The sequence below is a fragment of the Polynucleobacter sp. AP-Kaivos-20-H2 genome, from assembly GCF_018882215.1.
GTDB lineage: Bacteria > Pseudomonadota > Gammaproteobacteria > Burkholderiales > Burkholderiaceae > Polynucleobacter.
Genome location: NZ_JACVOX010000002.1, coordinates 508,843 through 521,111 on the forward strand (window position 1 = coordinate 508,843; position 12,269 = coordinate 521,111).

Here is a 12,269-nt window from a genome sequence, read left to right on the forward strand (position 1 = left end):
CTAATCACAGTTCCGATTTAAGATAGAGCATGAGCAAGATCTACGCCGTAGGCGATTTACAGGGCTGTGCGCCCTCTCTCAAAGCCCTAGTCAAGAAGCTTCCTAAAAAATCGAAGATGATTTTTTTAGGAGATCTCGTCAATCGCGGTCCAGACTCACTCGGAGCTTTACGTCAACTGAAAGCCCTACAAGAATCAGGTCGCGCCGAATGTATCTTGGGTAACCATGATCTACATCTCCTGGCTATCGACGCAGGTCTTCGAAAATCTAAGGGCTTAGACACTATTGAACCAATACTGTCAGCGCCAGATCGCAAAGAACTGATTGCTTGGATTCGCAATCGACCCTTGGCCTTGAGTAATGGCAAAGTACTAACGGTTCATGCAGGAGTGCTACCCCAATGGGATCTTCAGCAAACGATTGAATGCGCACAAGAAGTGGAAAAAACTTTACGTGGCAAATCCTATAAAGATTTTCTAGCCAATATGTATGGCAATACGCCAAATCAGTGGAGCAACTCACTGAAAGGTTATGAACGCCTTCGTGTGATTACCAACACCCTAACTAGAATGCGTTTTTGCACACCAACTGGAAAAATGGAATTTGCAAGCAAAGAAGGCTTAGAGCAAGGTCCTAAAGGTTATATCCCCTGGTTCACAGTCCCAAATAGGAAGACTCAAAACATTCTTACCTACTTCGGCCATTGGTCAACCCTGGGCTTATTGCGCCAAGATAATGTGATTGGCCTTGATACTGGTTGTGTGTGGGGCGGTAAGCTCTCTGCCCTTGAAATCTCCAACTCAAATAAAGACTCTAAAAATCTGGAACTTATTCAAGTCAGCGGTTACGACCACCCACTCAGAATGTAAACAATCAGAAATCTTGATTATTTAATACTTAAAGCTCAAAGCTTTTTAAAGGATTTCTCTGCAGCAGCAATAATGGCGTCAACTACTGCATTGTCGTGCGCTATTGAAGTAAATCCAGCCTCATAAGCTGAAGGTGCCAGATAAACTCCCTCATCTAACATCAGATGAAAGAATTTCTTAAAAGACTCAATATTAGTTTTGGTAACCGCCTCGTAGGTAGTTGGCACTTGATCGGCAAAGTAAAAGCCAAACATACCACCAATACTATCCACAGCAAAAGGAACATTGACCTTATCTGCAGCTTGTTTTAAGCCTGCCATTAACTTTTCTGTTTGGCCAGTCAAGCATTCGTAGAAACCGTCGCGAGAAATAATCTCCAAAGTCTTTAATCCTGCAGCAACTGCTACCGGATTACCGGATAAAGTGCCCGCCTGATAAACATTCCCCAAAGGGGCAAGCTTATTCATGATCTCTTTCTTGCCACCAAACGCCGCCATAGGCATGCCGCCGCCCATAACCTTGCCAAGGCAAGTGAGATCAGGGGTTATGCCCTGCAAGGACTGAGCGCCACCTAAGGCGACTCTAAAACCAGTCATCACTTCGTCGTAGATTAAGACGCTGCCATGCTTACTCGTCAAACTTCGAATAGTCGATAAAAATTCTTTTGAAGGCTGAATGAGATTCATATTGCCGGCAATCGGCTCCAAGATCACGGCAGCGATCTGATCTCCCTGCTTTTTAAAGACTTCCTCAATTGCTGCCACATCGTTATACGGCAGAACTAAGGTGTGCTTCACCAAATCCTGCGGAACGCCACCAGAAGAAGGTGCATTTTGGGTAGAGTCTGCAAAGGTAAGTAAGCCCGAACCTGCTTTGACCAAGAGACTATCGGCATGGCCGTGATAGCAGCCCTCAAACTTAATGATCAAGTCACGACCAGTGTAACCACGAGCCAGACGCAAAGCACTCATCGTTGCTTCAGTTCCACTAGAAACCATACGTACCTGTTCGACGCTCGGCATAAGTGCACAGATACGCTCAGCTAATTCAATCTCGCCTTCAGTCGGGGCACCATAACTAAAGCTGGTCTCAGCGGCTTTCTGAACCGCAGCCACCACCTCAGGATTGGCGTGGCCCGCAATCATTGGTCCCCAAGACATAATTAAATCGATATAACGCTGATCATTGGCATCCCAGAAATAAGGGCCTTGGGCTCTGGTAACAAAACGGGGGGTTCCGCCCACCTGACGAAATGCTCGCACTGGAGAGTTGACGCCCCCAGGAATCGTCTTTTGTGCACGCTCAAATAAAACTTCGTTTTGATCTACTTTTGCCATCATGACTTCCGAATTAAATTGCCATCATTTCAAAATCTTCTTTACGAGCACCGCACTCTGGGCAAGTCCAGTTCATCGGAACATCTTTCCAAAGTGTTCCAGGTGCAATGCCTTCATCAGGCAGACCAGCGGCTTCGTCATAAACCCAACCACAGATCAAACACATGTATGTTTTAAATTCCATTACTTAGCTCTCCGAATATTTTTTTGCTGCTTGAATTTAGCTACATTAAGATTGGTCCATTATTTTAAGGTTTTTGAGTGCTTTAAGCCGGTCGCTTTGCATGCATCTCAAACTTGAATAATCGGCACTCCAAAGGACCATTAAATAAAGGTGTGCGCTTAGATTCTTTAATACGTAATTGGCCTGGCAAAGCCATGTCTGCTGTCAACACAAAGATATTCCAGCCACCAAAATCTTCTTTGAGGTGTTGGCCAAACTGACGCAAAAACTCCACAAACTTTGGATCCTGCTCTTCTTGAGCTTGAAGCTTCTTCAAGGACTCACGACTTGAACGCTTAGCACTTTGACGACCAGTCTCTAAATTCAATTCAAAACGATTATCAGGTTCGTCATCGTAATTAGCATCTTCACTAGAAGCTCGATCCTGACCGCGTCCACCTTTAATTACCAAACGCTCACCATAAGGAGGATTTAATAACATTACACCCTCACTAAGATTGCCTGGTGCTTTTGCAGCCAAGGCATCCACCTGACGTACCACCGGCTGATCGGGTAATTGGGCTCTTTGCCAATTACCTTTGAACATCGATACTAATTTCTCATTGATATCACCACCAGATATTTTCAGAGCATCAACACTTGGATATTGCTTGCGCTTTTCTAACATCAAAGCAAGTGCCGCTTCTTTCAAATCTACCCAGCGTTTTTGCTCGGCAGCTTCATTAAACGGCTTAAGTCTTAGAAATCCAAAGCCATGAGCAGATGTCACTAAAGGACGATAAGCCAATCGACTTGGCTTGGCATCGTCGCCATACATACCAGCACGAATTGCGCCCGGTGGAACACCTAATGCTATCTGCGCAGCCTCAATCAAGAAGGTGCCACTACCGCACATAGGATCAAATAAAGTCTGACCCGGCTTCCAAGAGGTAATCGATAAGATACCGGCTGCTAAATTTTCCTTCAGAGGTGCGTCGCCCTTTTCATCACGCCAGCCCCGCTTAAATAATGCCTCACCCGAAGTATCTAAATAAATCGTGATTTGAGTGGCTGTTAAATGGGCTTGCACTCGTACGTCCGGAAAGGCGGTATCGATGCTAGGGCGGTCACCAGTTACATCACGTAAACGGTCAACGATGGCATCTTTAATTTTGAGAGTTGCAAAATTTAAGCTCTTTAATGGGGAGCGATGGGCTGTCACATCAACTCGTAAAGTTTGCTTTGAGCTAAACCACTCCTCCCACGCCAAGCCGCTCGCCAATTTATATAAGTCCTCTTCCTGCCTATAAGGCGCTTGTGCCATTTGCAATAACACCCGACTCGCAATCCGGGAGTGCAAGTTTAGTGCCATGGCAGCAGAAATTGGCGCAGCAAGGCCAACACCTCCAGTAGGGCTTGTAGGCGTAGGATCAATTACCCATGTCCCCAAGGCCTTACATTCTGGGCGTCCAGCAATCTCTGCTAGCTCCTGGGCAAGCGGCACTTCCAAGCCACCTGGACAAACAACAAAAAATCTCATGGTGCTAACAGTCTATAAATGGGAGATTAAAAAAATAAAACAGTATTTAGCAGTATTAAAAAGCTGGGCTTAAGGCTTAATCAATACTAAGGCAACAATAATTACCAATAAGATCACTGGGACTTCATTAAACCAACGAAACCAAACGCCAGATCGTTTATTGACACCTGTACGAAACTTCTTGAGTAGACTAAAACAGGCATGGTGATAACCAATCACCAAAATTACAAAGAACAATTTGGCATGCATCCAGCTATCTCCAGCACCAATGCCAAAGTAAAGCCATAGCGTAAGACCTAGCAGCACCGCTGGCACAGCCAAGATAGTCATAAAGCGGAAGAGGCGATCCGCCATACCCAATAAGCGGACATAAGCGTCAGGGTTTTTCTCTTCGGCCAAGTTCACAAAAATTCTGGGCAGATAAAACAAACCGGCGAACCAAGAGGTGATGAATACGATGTGAAAAGTTTTTACCCAGAGGTAGGCATTGCTCATATGTGGTTTGCTCTATTTATCTTTTTACTTTATGTCCGAATCTCGCCATGACCCATGACCACATACTTCAATGAGGTCAGGCCATCCAGGCCTACAGGGCCACGCGCATGCAATTTGTCATTAGAGATACCGATTTCAGCCCCTAAACCATATTCAAAGCCATCTGCAAAGCGAGTGCTGGCGTTGACTATCACGCTGGCGCTGTCCACTTCACGCAAGAAGCGATCGGCCTGCGCTTTGTTATTAGTAATAATGGCATCTGTATGTTTGCTGCCATATTGCTCAATATGATTCATTGCTTCATCGATATTGGCCACCGTCTTAATAGATAAGATGGGAGCCAAGTACTCAGTTTGCCAATCTTCCACTTTGGCATCGACCAGATTCTGAAAACCATTTGCCTCAAGAGTTTTGCGAGTCAATTCATCAACCCGTAACTCCACACCTTTATCTTGATAAATCTTGCAAAGGGTTGGCAAGACTTTCTGCGCAATCTCTTGATTGACTAACAAGGTCTCCATCGCATTGCAAGGGGCATAGCGTTGAGTCTTGGCGTTGTCACATACCTTCACTGCCATTGCTATGTCTGCATCAGCATCAATATAGGTATGACAAATTCCATCCAAATGCTTAATCATCGGCACACGCGCTTCAGCCATAAGGCGGGCAATCAAACTCTTACCGCCGCGAGGCACGATCACATCAATAAATTGGGTCATGGTGATCATCTCGCCGACGGCACTTCGATCGGTAGTAGTCACCACTTGCACAGCATCTTTAGGTAAGCCAGCAGCAGCCAGACCTTCTTGAATAATCTGGGCTAGCAAAGTATTTGAATCAATTGCTTCGGAACCACCACGCAAAATCACAGCATTGCCAGACTTTAAGCATAAGGCGGCCGCATCAATAGTGACGTTTGGGCGAGACTCATAAATAATGCCAATAACACCCAGTGGAACACGCATCTGACCCAGCTCAATGCCAGAAGCCTGCTTTTGCAATGCGGAAATTTTGCCAATTGGATCATCCAAAGAAACAATTTGCTCTAAACCCAAAGCCATGGTTTCAATCGTTTTAGGAGTCATAGTTAGGCGATCAACAAAAGCAGGATCTTGCCCATTGCCTTTTGCCCGCTCTACATCCACTTGATTAATCTTCTGTATTTCAGCCGCTTGCTGACGAACTGCTTCAGCAATATGTAATAAAGCCCGATTCTTTTGCTCACTTGATGCGCGCGCCATTGCACGCGATGCGGCACGCGCTCGCATCCCAATGTCCTGCATCATTTCTTGAATGGATGAACTCATTTCATAATCTCTTATTTCTTAACGAAGTAAATTTCCAACTAAACGCAAACCATCCCATGGATCAGCAGGTAAATCAGCCGCATACAAACCCTTTACTTGGCGATCTAATCCTGCTGCAACCTGCATCGCTCTTCGCAGCTTGAGGGGCTGAACTCTTCTCAATGCCGCTGGGTATAAACGCTCTTTATTACCCCAAATTCGGTTGGCCCGCATCAAGTTCTGCACTGATTCACCGGCGTCGCTTGCAGACTTCAATTTAGATAGTATCCGAAGCTCTTCAGTTACGCTCCACAGAATCAATACCAGGGGCTCTCCCTCACCTTTGAGGCCATCAAGCATACGATTTAGCCTAGCGAGATCTCCAGCCAGCATTGCTTCAGTCAATTCGAATACGTTGTAGCGCGCTACTTTCAGAATGGAAGAACGAATTTGTTCCTCGCTTAGTTTTCCGACGGGATATAGCAATCCCAACTTCAAAATTTCTTGATGAGCAGCGATGAGATTTCCTTCTACCTGATCAGCTATAAATTCAAGTGCGCGCTGACCTTCTGGGCCCGCCTCCACTTCTTGATCTTGGCGCTTCAGTCGTCCAGCAATCCACTGTGGCAAATGGCTACGATCCAAAGAATCTATCTGAATAGCCATACCGGCATCGTCCAAAGCACTGAACCACGCAGAAGTCTTAGTCTTACCATCCAAGCGAGGCAACACAATACAGACAACGGTATCCGGGCCATCAGGCGCAACTGATTGTGAAGCAATTTGAGCGGCGAATTGTTTTAAAGCGTCAGCGCCATCACGCCCAGGCTTACCGGTCGGAATGCGCAACTCGACCCAACGCTTATCCCCAAACAAAGACATGGTTTGACCTGCGTTCATCAGGGCGCTCCAATCAAAACCACGCTCCTGAAGTAAGACTTCACGTTCGGTATATCCGTGCTTCTTAGCAAACAAACGCAGTTGATCCATTGCCTCCATCATCAATAGTGGCTCATCACCACTAAAGACATACAACGGTAATAAAGGATTGCCTGCCTGCGATTGCTTAAGATGAGTTAGTAGCGTGTCGACTTTAACCATAGGGTTTATTTAGTCTGCAAAATTTAGAAGCTTTTGTTTTTTGGCGCATTAGCAGAAGCTGCTACACGACGCAAAATTTGAATCGCTAAATCACGACGCATTAAGCCCAAGAATCCTTGAATCTGGGCATCGTTTGCCAAAACAGTAGAGACTGAAAAGTCCAAGTCTCGGGTAATATAAATTTCTGACTCAGGCACAACTTCGTTGCCGGCTGTATCAAAAGCTCTAAAAACTACACGAACATTTAAGCGATAAGCGGAAATCTGGCCATTGGCGTTAAAGGCCAAGATTTCTTGATTCGTAGTTTCATTCAGAATATCCAACATCAGATCTGCATCTCGTGGATTAATGGCGACCTTTACAGCAGTACCAGTCAACACGGCAGTTTGAATATCAGCCCGTAACTGAGGCGAAGGATTGCCCGTAATTGCAAGCGCCTTATAAGGCAGATCAACCGCTCCCTTCAAACGAAAGCCACAAGCTGTTACTGAGCCGATTACTGCAGCTCCAAACAGGGCTAATGTAGAACGTCGCGCTATATTAATCGGCAATACGCCGCGCTTTGCAATGTGCTCCGTCTTCATAGTTTTCTCATCTTCCCTAGGCAACAATGTTTACTAGTCGTCCAGGTACCACAATGACCTTTTTAGGATTGCCACCATTAATAGCCTTAAGGGCAGGCTCACTTTGCAAAGCTAGAGTCTCAATTTGCTCTTTTGATGAATCAGCAGGCACTTTAATTTCACCGCGTAACTTGCCATTAATCTGAAGCATCAAAGTCAGCTCAGTCTGCACCAATGCCGCTTCATCTACCGAAGGCCATGGAGCATCAAGCAAAGGCCCGTAAGTCTTTGTATAACCAAGATCTTTCCACAACACATGGGTCATGTGTGGAACTACTGGATAGAGTACACGCAATAAGATACTTAAGCATTCACGCAAGACTGGCGGGCTAATGGCAGTATTCTGCTCCAACTTGATAGGCTCAAGAATATTAAGCATCTTCATCGCAGCAGAAACCACCGTGTTGTATTGACGACGTTGATAGTCAAAGTTAGCTTGCTTCAAAATCGTATGCACTTCACGACGCAGTTCTTTTTCGGCATCACTAAAGTTACTAGGCAAGCCATCAGAAGCATCACTTAAAGCATTTGCCTGACTGCTGGAATATATCCAGACCCGGCGCAAGAATCTAGAGGCGCCATCTACACCAGCGCCAGACCACTCTAGCTGTTGCTCAGGAGGAGCAGCAAACATCACAAATAGACGCGCAGTATCAGCACCATGTTGATCTATCAGGGCCTGGGGATCAACACCATTGTTCTTGCTCTTAGACATCTTCTCAACACCACCAATAATTACGGGCGTATTGGAGGCATCACCTATCAACTTGGCACCTTGCGGACGACCCTTTTCATCAAGATCTAGTTCCACATCCAAGGGATTAAGCCAAGTCTTTTTACCCGAAGCATCTTCAGAATAATAGGTCTCATTGAGGACCATACCTTGGGTCAGCAAATTCTGAAAGGGCTCATCAAAAGTTATGAGATTGAGGTCGCGCATGACCTTAGTCCAGAAGCGCGCATAAAGTAAATGCAAAATCGCATGCTCAATGCCGCCAATGTACTGATCCATTGGCATCCAATATTCATTGCGCTCATCAACCATGGTTTTAGCATCAGGTCCGGTATAGCGCATGAAATACCAAGAGGAATCTACAAAGGTATCCATAGTGTCAGTTTCGCGACGCGCAGGCTTGCCGCACTTTGGACACTTCACATTCAAGAAGTCAGCGCGCTTATTGAGCGGATTACCACTGCCGTCAGGTACACAATCTTCCGGCAATACTACTGGCAGGTCTGCCTCCGGCACGGGTACGGCACCACAGCCAGGATTGCTCTCGTCGCCACAATGAATAATCGGAATTGGCGTACCCCAATAGCGCTGACGAGAAATACCCCAATCCCGCAATCGATAGGTAGTCTTAATTTCGCCAATGCCAAGCTTTTCAAATTCTTTCGCAACAGCGCTCACCGCTTCTTCATGGGATAAGCCATCAAACTGAGCACTGTTAAAACAAACTACACCTTCTTTTTGGGCATACCAATCTTCCCAACGGGTGGCATTAAACATTGGCGAGTCGCCATTGAGGGCAATTACTTGCTTAATTGGCAACTCATACTTCAGCGCAAAAGCAAAGTCGCGCTCATCGTGAGCTGGCACCCCCATTACCGCACCATCGCCATAAGACATTAATACGTAATTACCAACCCAAACAGGTACTGGCTCATGAGTCAAGGGATGCGTGACATACAAGCCAGTAAACATCCCCTCTTTTTCTTGAGTAGCTAAATCAGCCTCGATCACGCTACCTGTTTTGCATTTCTCAATAAATGCGGCGAGCTCTGGATTGTTAGCAGCTGCCTTGGCAGCCAATGGATGCTCCGCTGCTACTGCGCAGAAGGTAACACCCATGATGGTGTCTGCGCGCGTAGTGAACACATACAAAAGACCGTCTTGAATAAAGTTACCGTGATCATCAGCAATGTCATGCTTAAAAGCAAAACGCACGCCGCGGCTCTTGCCGATCCAGTTTTGCTGCATGGTCTTGACGCGCTCAGGCCAGCCTAAGCCATCTAAACCAGAGAGTAATGGTTCTGCATAAGCAGTGATATTGAAGTAGTAACCAGGAATCTCACGCTTCTCTACTAAAGCGCCAGAGCGCCAGCCACGACCATCAATCACTTGCTCATTTGCTAATACGGTTTGATCAATTGGATCCCAATTCACCACTTGTGTTTTGCGATAAGCGATACCCTTTTCGAGCATCTTTAAAAATAGCCACTGGTTCCAACGATAATAGTTAGGGCTACAGGTAGCAACTTCACGTGACCAATCGATTGCTAAACCCATAGCAGCCATTTGCTTTTTCATATAAGCAATGTTGTCGTAGGTCCATTTAGCGGGGGGAACTTTATTTTGTATCGCTGCATTTTCAGCCGGCATACCAAAGGCATCCCAACCCATAGGCATGAGAACGTTATAGCCTTGCATGCGGAGCTGACGTGCCATCACATCGTTAATGGTGTAGTTGCGTACGTGCCCCATGTGGAGCTTGCCAGATGGATAAGGCAACATTGAGCAGGCGTAATACTTTGGCTTCTGCTTACCCTGCGCATCCACTGCGTTCTCGGCTACTTGATAGACTTGCGCACTTTCCCAATCAGCTTGCGCTGCCGCTTCAATACTGCGGTAGTCGTAATCCTTACTCATTCTTCAACAACTCTTTTCTTCTATTTTTGATTGATTGACTAATTATTTACGTAAGCCAAGAACATCTTGCATGTCGAATAAACCTGCACTTTGGTTTTGCAAGAAACGGGCTGCACGCAATGAACCTTGCGCATAGGACTGACGGCTTGAAGATTTATGACTAATTTCAATACGCTCGCCATCACCAGCAAATAAAACAGTATGGTCACCAACAATATCGCCACCGCGAATCGTTGCAAAACCAATAGAGCCTTCTTTACGTTCACCGGTATGACCTTCACGTGCAAACACGGCAACGTCATCGAGCTTTTCACCTAAAGCATCCGCAATCACTTCACCCATCTTGAGTGCAGTACCAGAAGGAGCATCCACCTTATGCTTATGATGAGCCTCAATAATCTCAATGTCATAACCTTGATTGAGCATCTTTGCAGCGATCTCTAGTAACTTAAAAGTCGCATTCACACCCACACTCATGTTTGGCGCAAAAACGATCGCTAACTTTGCCGACGCTTTTTTCAAGCTAGCAATTTGATCGGTAGTTAGGCCTGTTGTACCGATAATCATTTTGGTGCCGGCCTTTTCCGCAAAAGCCAAATGGGCCATAGTGCCTTCAGGCCTAGTGAAGTCAATTAAGAATTGTGCATTAGCTAAAACCTGGGCAACATCAGAGGAAATGAGCACGCCAGTTTTTTTACCCAAGAAGGCGCCAGCATCTTCACCCAACTGTGGGCAAGCATTATGTTCAAGCGCACCAACCAACTGCGCATCAGTTGTATTGAGAACAGCCTCAATCAACATCTTACCCATACGGCCTGTTGCGCCTGCTATTGCAATCTTCATCATTTTTCTTCGCTTCTGATTAAAAGTGGCTGAAGAAACTGACTTCAGCATCAACACATAAGTAATTTCTACTTGGCTTCACTAGCCTGCGGAACATTAAGAGCGCCAGGCCCCAATGGCTCAGACTGAACATTTGGATCCTTTTTAGAAAAACTAAAATAGTCCCAGAATGAACTGCCAGTTTTAGCTGGCGGTATGGCTACACCAGCCGCTAAATTATCCGTTTTACTTGGCACCATCAGTTCAGGTTGCTGCAATGGCGGGGTAACTGGTGGCTTATTGGAGCCCGTGATGACTTCCCAGAACGAACGCTTGGTTTTGGCGTAGTTATCAATCTCGGCAACCATCTCAACTTCTGTAGGCAAAGCATCACCTTCAAACTTCACTACTTTGTCGCCATCAAAGAACACTGTGACATGACGATCTTTGCCCATGACCTGACCAGCGCGCTTGAATTCAAAAATATAATCCCAGCGATTCGCATGGAAATAACTTGCCAATAATGGTGTACCTAAAATTTGGCGCACCTGTTCACGAGTCATGCCCAATTGCAACTTAGCGTACTGCTCGCTAGAAATAAAGTTGCCTTGCACAACATCCGGAACATAAGGTCTAAAAACCTTATTCATCCAAGCGCGTTGAGTTTCATCAACGGCAGAAGTGCATCCAACCACCCCCATCAATCCCAATAGGGCCAGGGAGACCAGCCCCAATCGGGCAGGGGAATAAACACCCTTCAAAAACGGGTTCAAAAAGCGGGTAAAAAGTTCAAGGCAATTTTGCATGGCTGGCCGTATCATTAAGACATTGATTTTAGCTCCCAATGCCATAAATATGACCCAAAACCCTAGTCCTGAAGATTTACGCGATATTGGCCTAAAAGCTACCGGCCCAAGGATGAAAATCCTCGATTTTTTTCATCAAAACGGCGGAACCCACTTTAGCGCCGAAGATGTCTTCATGGCCTTAGCCAAAGAAGACAAAGAGATAGGCTTGGCAACGGTTTACCGGGTACTCACCCAATTTGAGCGGGCTGGCCTCCTATTGCGAAGCCATTTTGAATCCAGTAAGGGTGACAGCAGAGCCATCTATGAATTGAATGAGGGCCAACACCATGACCATCTGGTTTGCATTGATTGTGGGCATGTAGAGGAATTTGTGGACGAAGCCATTGAAAAAAGGCAGCGCGATATTGCCAAAAACCTGGGTTTTAAGCTCCAAGAGCATTCTTTGGCCATGTATGGCCAGTGCCTGAAGAAAAATTGCCGCAACAAACAAGCTAAATAAAACAGCCAAAATAAGCAGTTTTCAGCACTATAGAAGCAAAAAAGACCTCAAATTGAGGTCTTTTTTACAAAATGA

The 12,269-nt window shown here is 45.8% G+C and carries 12 protein-coding genes; 2 read left to right on the plus strand and 10 right to left on the minus strand.

Going from position 1 to position 12,269, the window contains the following annotated elements:
• The first annotated feature begins 29 nt into the window (after positions 1-29).
• A complete protein-coding gene (locus ICE89_RS06965) occupies positions 30-869 on the plus strand; it encodes a symmetrical bis(5'-nucleosyl)-tetraphosphatase (protein ID WP_216265376.1) in 840 nt (279 codons plus the stop codon).
• Between the two features lie 35 nt (positions 870-904).
• Here the strand turns inward: ICE89_RS06965 and hemL are convergent, their stop codons facing one another.
• From hemL to ICE89_RS07015, 10 genes are all read right to left on the minus strand, one after another.
• On the minus strand, positions 905-2,206 hold the full coding sequence (hemL, locus tag ICE89_RS06970) for a glutamate-1-semialdehyde 2,1-aminomutase (protein ID WP_216265377.1): 1,302 nt from the start codon (positions 2,204-2,206) through the stop codon (positions 905-907).
• A 13-nt stretch (positions 2,207-2,219) separates the two neighbouring features.
• Complete coding sequence (locus ICE89_RS06975; protein ID WP_071464595.1) at positions 2,220-2,390, minus strand: rubredoxin; 171 nt, start codon at positions 2,388-2,390, stop codon at positions 2,220-2,222.
• Between the two features lie 82 nt (positions 2,391-2,472).
• Entirely contained in the window at positions 2,473-3,909 is a 1,437-nt protein-coding gene (locus ICE89_RS06980; RefSeq protein ID WP_216265378.1) for a class I SAM-dependent RNA methyltransferase, read from the minus strand.
• Between the two features lie 69 nt (positions 3,910-3,978).
• A complete protein-coding gene (locus tag ICE89_RS06985) occupies positions 3,979-4,404 on the minus strand; it encodes a CopD family protein (RefSeq protein ID WP_216265379.1) in 426 nt (141 codons plus the stop codon).
• A gap of 29 nt (positions 4,405-4,433) precedes the next feature.
• Positions 4,434-5,711 carry a glutamate-5-semialdehyde dehydrogenase gene (locus tag ICE89_RS06990; RefSeq protein ID WP_216265380.1) on the minus strand — a complete coding sequence of 426 codons (1,278 nt, stop codon included), beginning with the start codon at positions 5,709-5,711 and terminating at the stop codon, positions 4,434-4,436.
• 18 nt (positions 5,712-5,729) lie between these two features.
• Complete coding sequence (gene holA, locus ICE89_RS06995; protein WP_216265381.1) at positions 5,730-6,791, minus strand: DNA polymerase III subunit delta; 1,062 nt, start codon at positions 6,789-6,791, stop codon at positions 5,730-5,732.
• 23 nt (positions 6,792-6,814) lie between these two features.
• Positions 6,815-7,375, minus strand: a complete 561-nt coding sequence (gene lptE, locus ICE89_RS07000; protein WP_216265382.1) for an LPS assembly lipoprotein LptE — start codon at positions 7,373-7,375, stop codon at positions 6,815-6,817.
• 16 nt (positions 7,376-7,391) lie between these two features.
• Complete coding sequence (gene leuS / locus ICE89_RS07005; RefSeq protein ID WP_216265383.1) at positions 7,392-10,064, minus strand: leucine--tRNA ligase; 2,673 nt, start codon at positions 10,062-10,064, stop codon at positions 7,392-7,394.
• A gap of 42 nt (positions 10,065-10,106) precedes the next feature.
• Positions 10,107-10,907: a 4-hydroxy-tetrahydrodipicolinate reductase gene (gene dapB / locus ICE89_RS07010; protein ID WP_216263482.1), complete on the minus strand. Its 801-nt coding sequence runs from the start codon at positions 10,905-10,907 to the stop codon at positions 10,107-10,109.
• A gap of 68 nt (positions 10,908-10,975) precedes the next feature.
• Positions 10,976-11,692 (minus strand): outer membrane protein assembly factor BamE, encoded by a 717-nt coding sequence (locus ICE89_RS07015; protein WP_216263415.1) that lies wholly within the window; start codon positions 11,690-11,692, stop codon positions 10,976-10,978.
• Between the two features lie 49 nt (positions 11,693-11,741).
• Here ICE89_RS07015 and fur point away from each other — a divergent pair, with 49 nt between their 5' ends.
• Entirely contained in the window at positions 11,742-12,194 is a 453-nt protein-coding gene (gene fur, locus ICE89_RS07020; RefSeq protein WP_216263481.1) for a ferric iron uptake transcriptional regulator, read from the plus strand.
• The last annotated feature ends 75 nt before the right edge of the window (positions 12,195-12,269 follow it).

Bases quoted from the DNA above. Each gene is read 5' to 3' on its own strand.
- ICE89_RS06965 (WP_216265376.1), top strand. From the start codon at position 30: ATGAGCAAGATCTACGCCGTAGGCGATTTACAGGGCTGTGCGCCCTCT.
- hemL (WP_216265377.1), bottom strand. From the start codon at position 2,206: ATGGCAAAAGTAGATCAAAACGAAGTTTTATTTGAGCGTGCACAAAAG.
- ICE89_RS06975 (WP_071464595.1), bottom strand. From the start codon at position 2,390: ATGGAATTTAAAACATACATGTGTTTGATCTGTGGTTGGGTTTATGAC.
- ICE89_RS06980 (WP_216265378.1), bottom strand. From the start codon at position 3,909: ATGAGATTTTTTGTTGTTTGTCCAGGTGGCTTGGAAGTGCCGCTTGCC.
- ICE89_RS06985 (WP_216265379.1), bottom strand. From the start codon at position 4,404: ATGAGCAATGCCTACCTCTGGGTAAAAACTTTTCACATCGTATTCATC.
- ICE89_RS06990 (WP_216265380.1), bottom strand. From the start codon at position 5,711: ATGAGTTCATCCATTCAAGAAATGATGCAGGACATTGGGATGCGAGCG.
- holA (WP_216265381.1), bottom strand. From the start codon at position 6,791: ATGGTTAAAGTCGACACGCTACTAACTCATCTTAAGCAATCGCAGGCA.
- lptE (WP_216265382.1), bottom strand. From the start codon at position 7,375: ATGAAGACGGAGCACATTGCAAAGCGCGGCGTATTGCCGATTAATATA.
- leuS (WP_216265383.1), bottom strand. From the start codon at position 10,064: ATGAGTAAGGATTACGACTACCGCAGTATTGAAGCGGCAGCGCAAGCT.
- dapB (WP_216263482.1), bottom strand. From the start codon at position 10,907: ATGAAGATTGCAATAGCAGGCGCAACAGGCCGTATGGGTAAGATGTTG.
- ICE89_RS07015 (WP_216263415.1), bottom strand. From the start codon at position 11,692: ATGCAAAATTGCCTTGAACTTTTTACCCGCTTTTTGAACCCGTTTTTG.
- fur (WP_216263481.1), top strand. From the start codon at position 11,742: ATGACCCAAAACCCTAGTCCTGAAGATTTACGCGATATTGGCCTAAAA.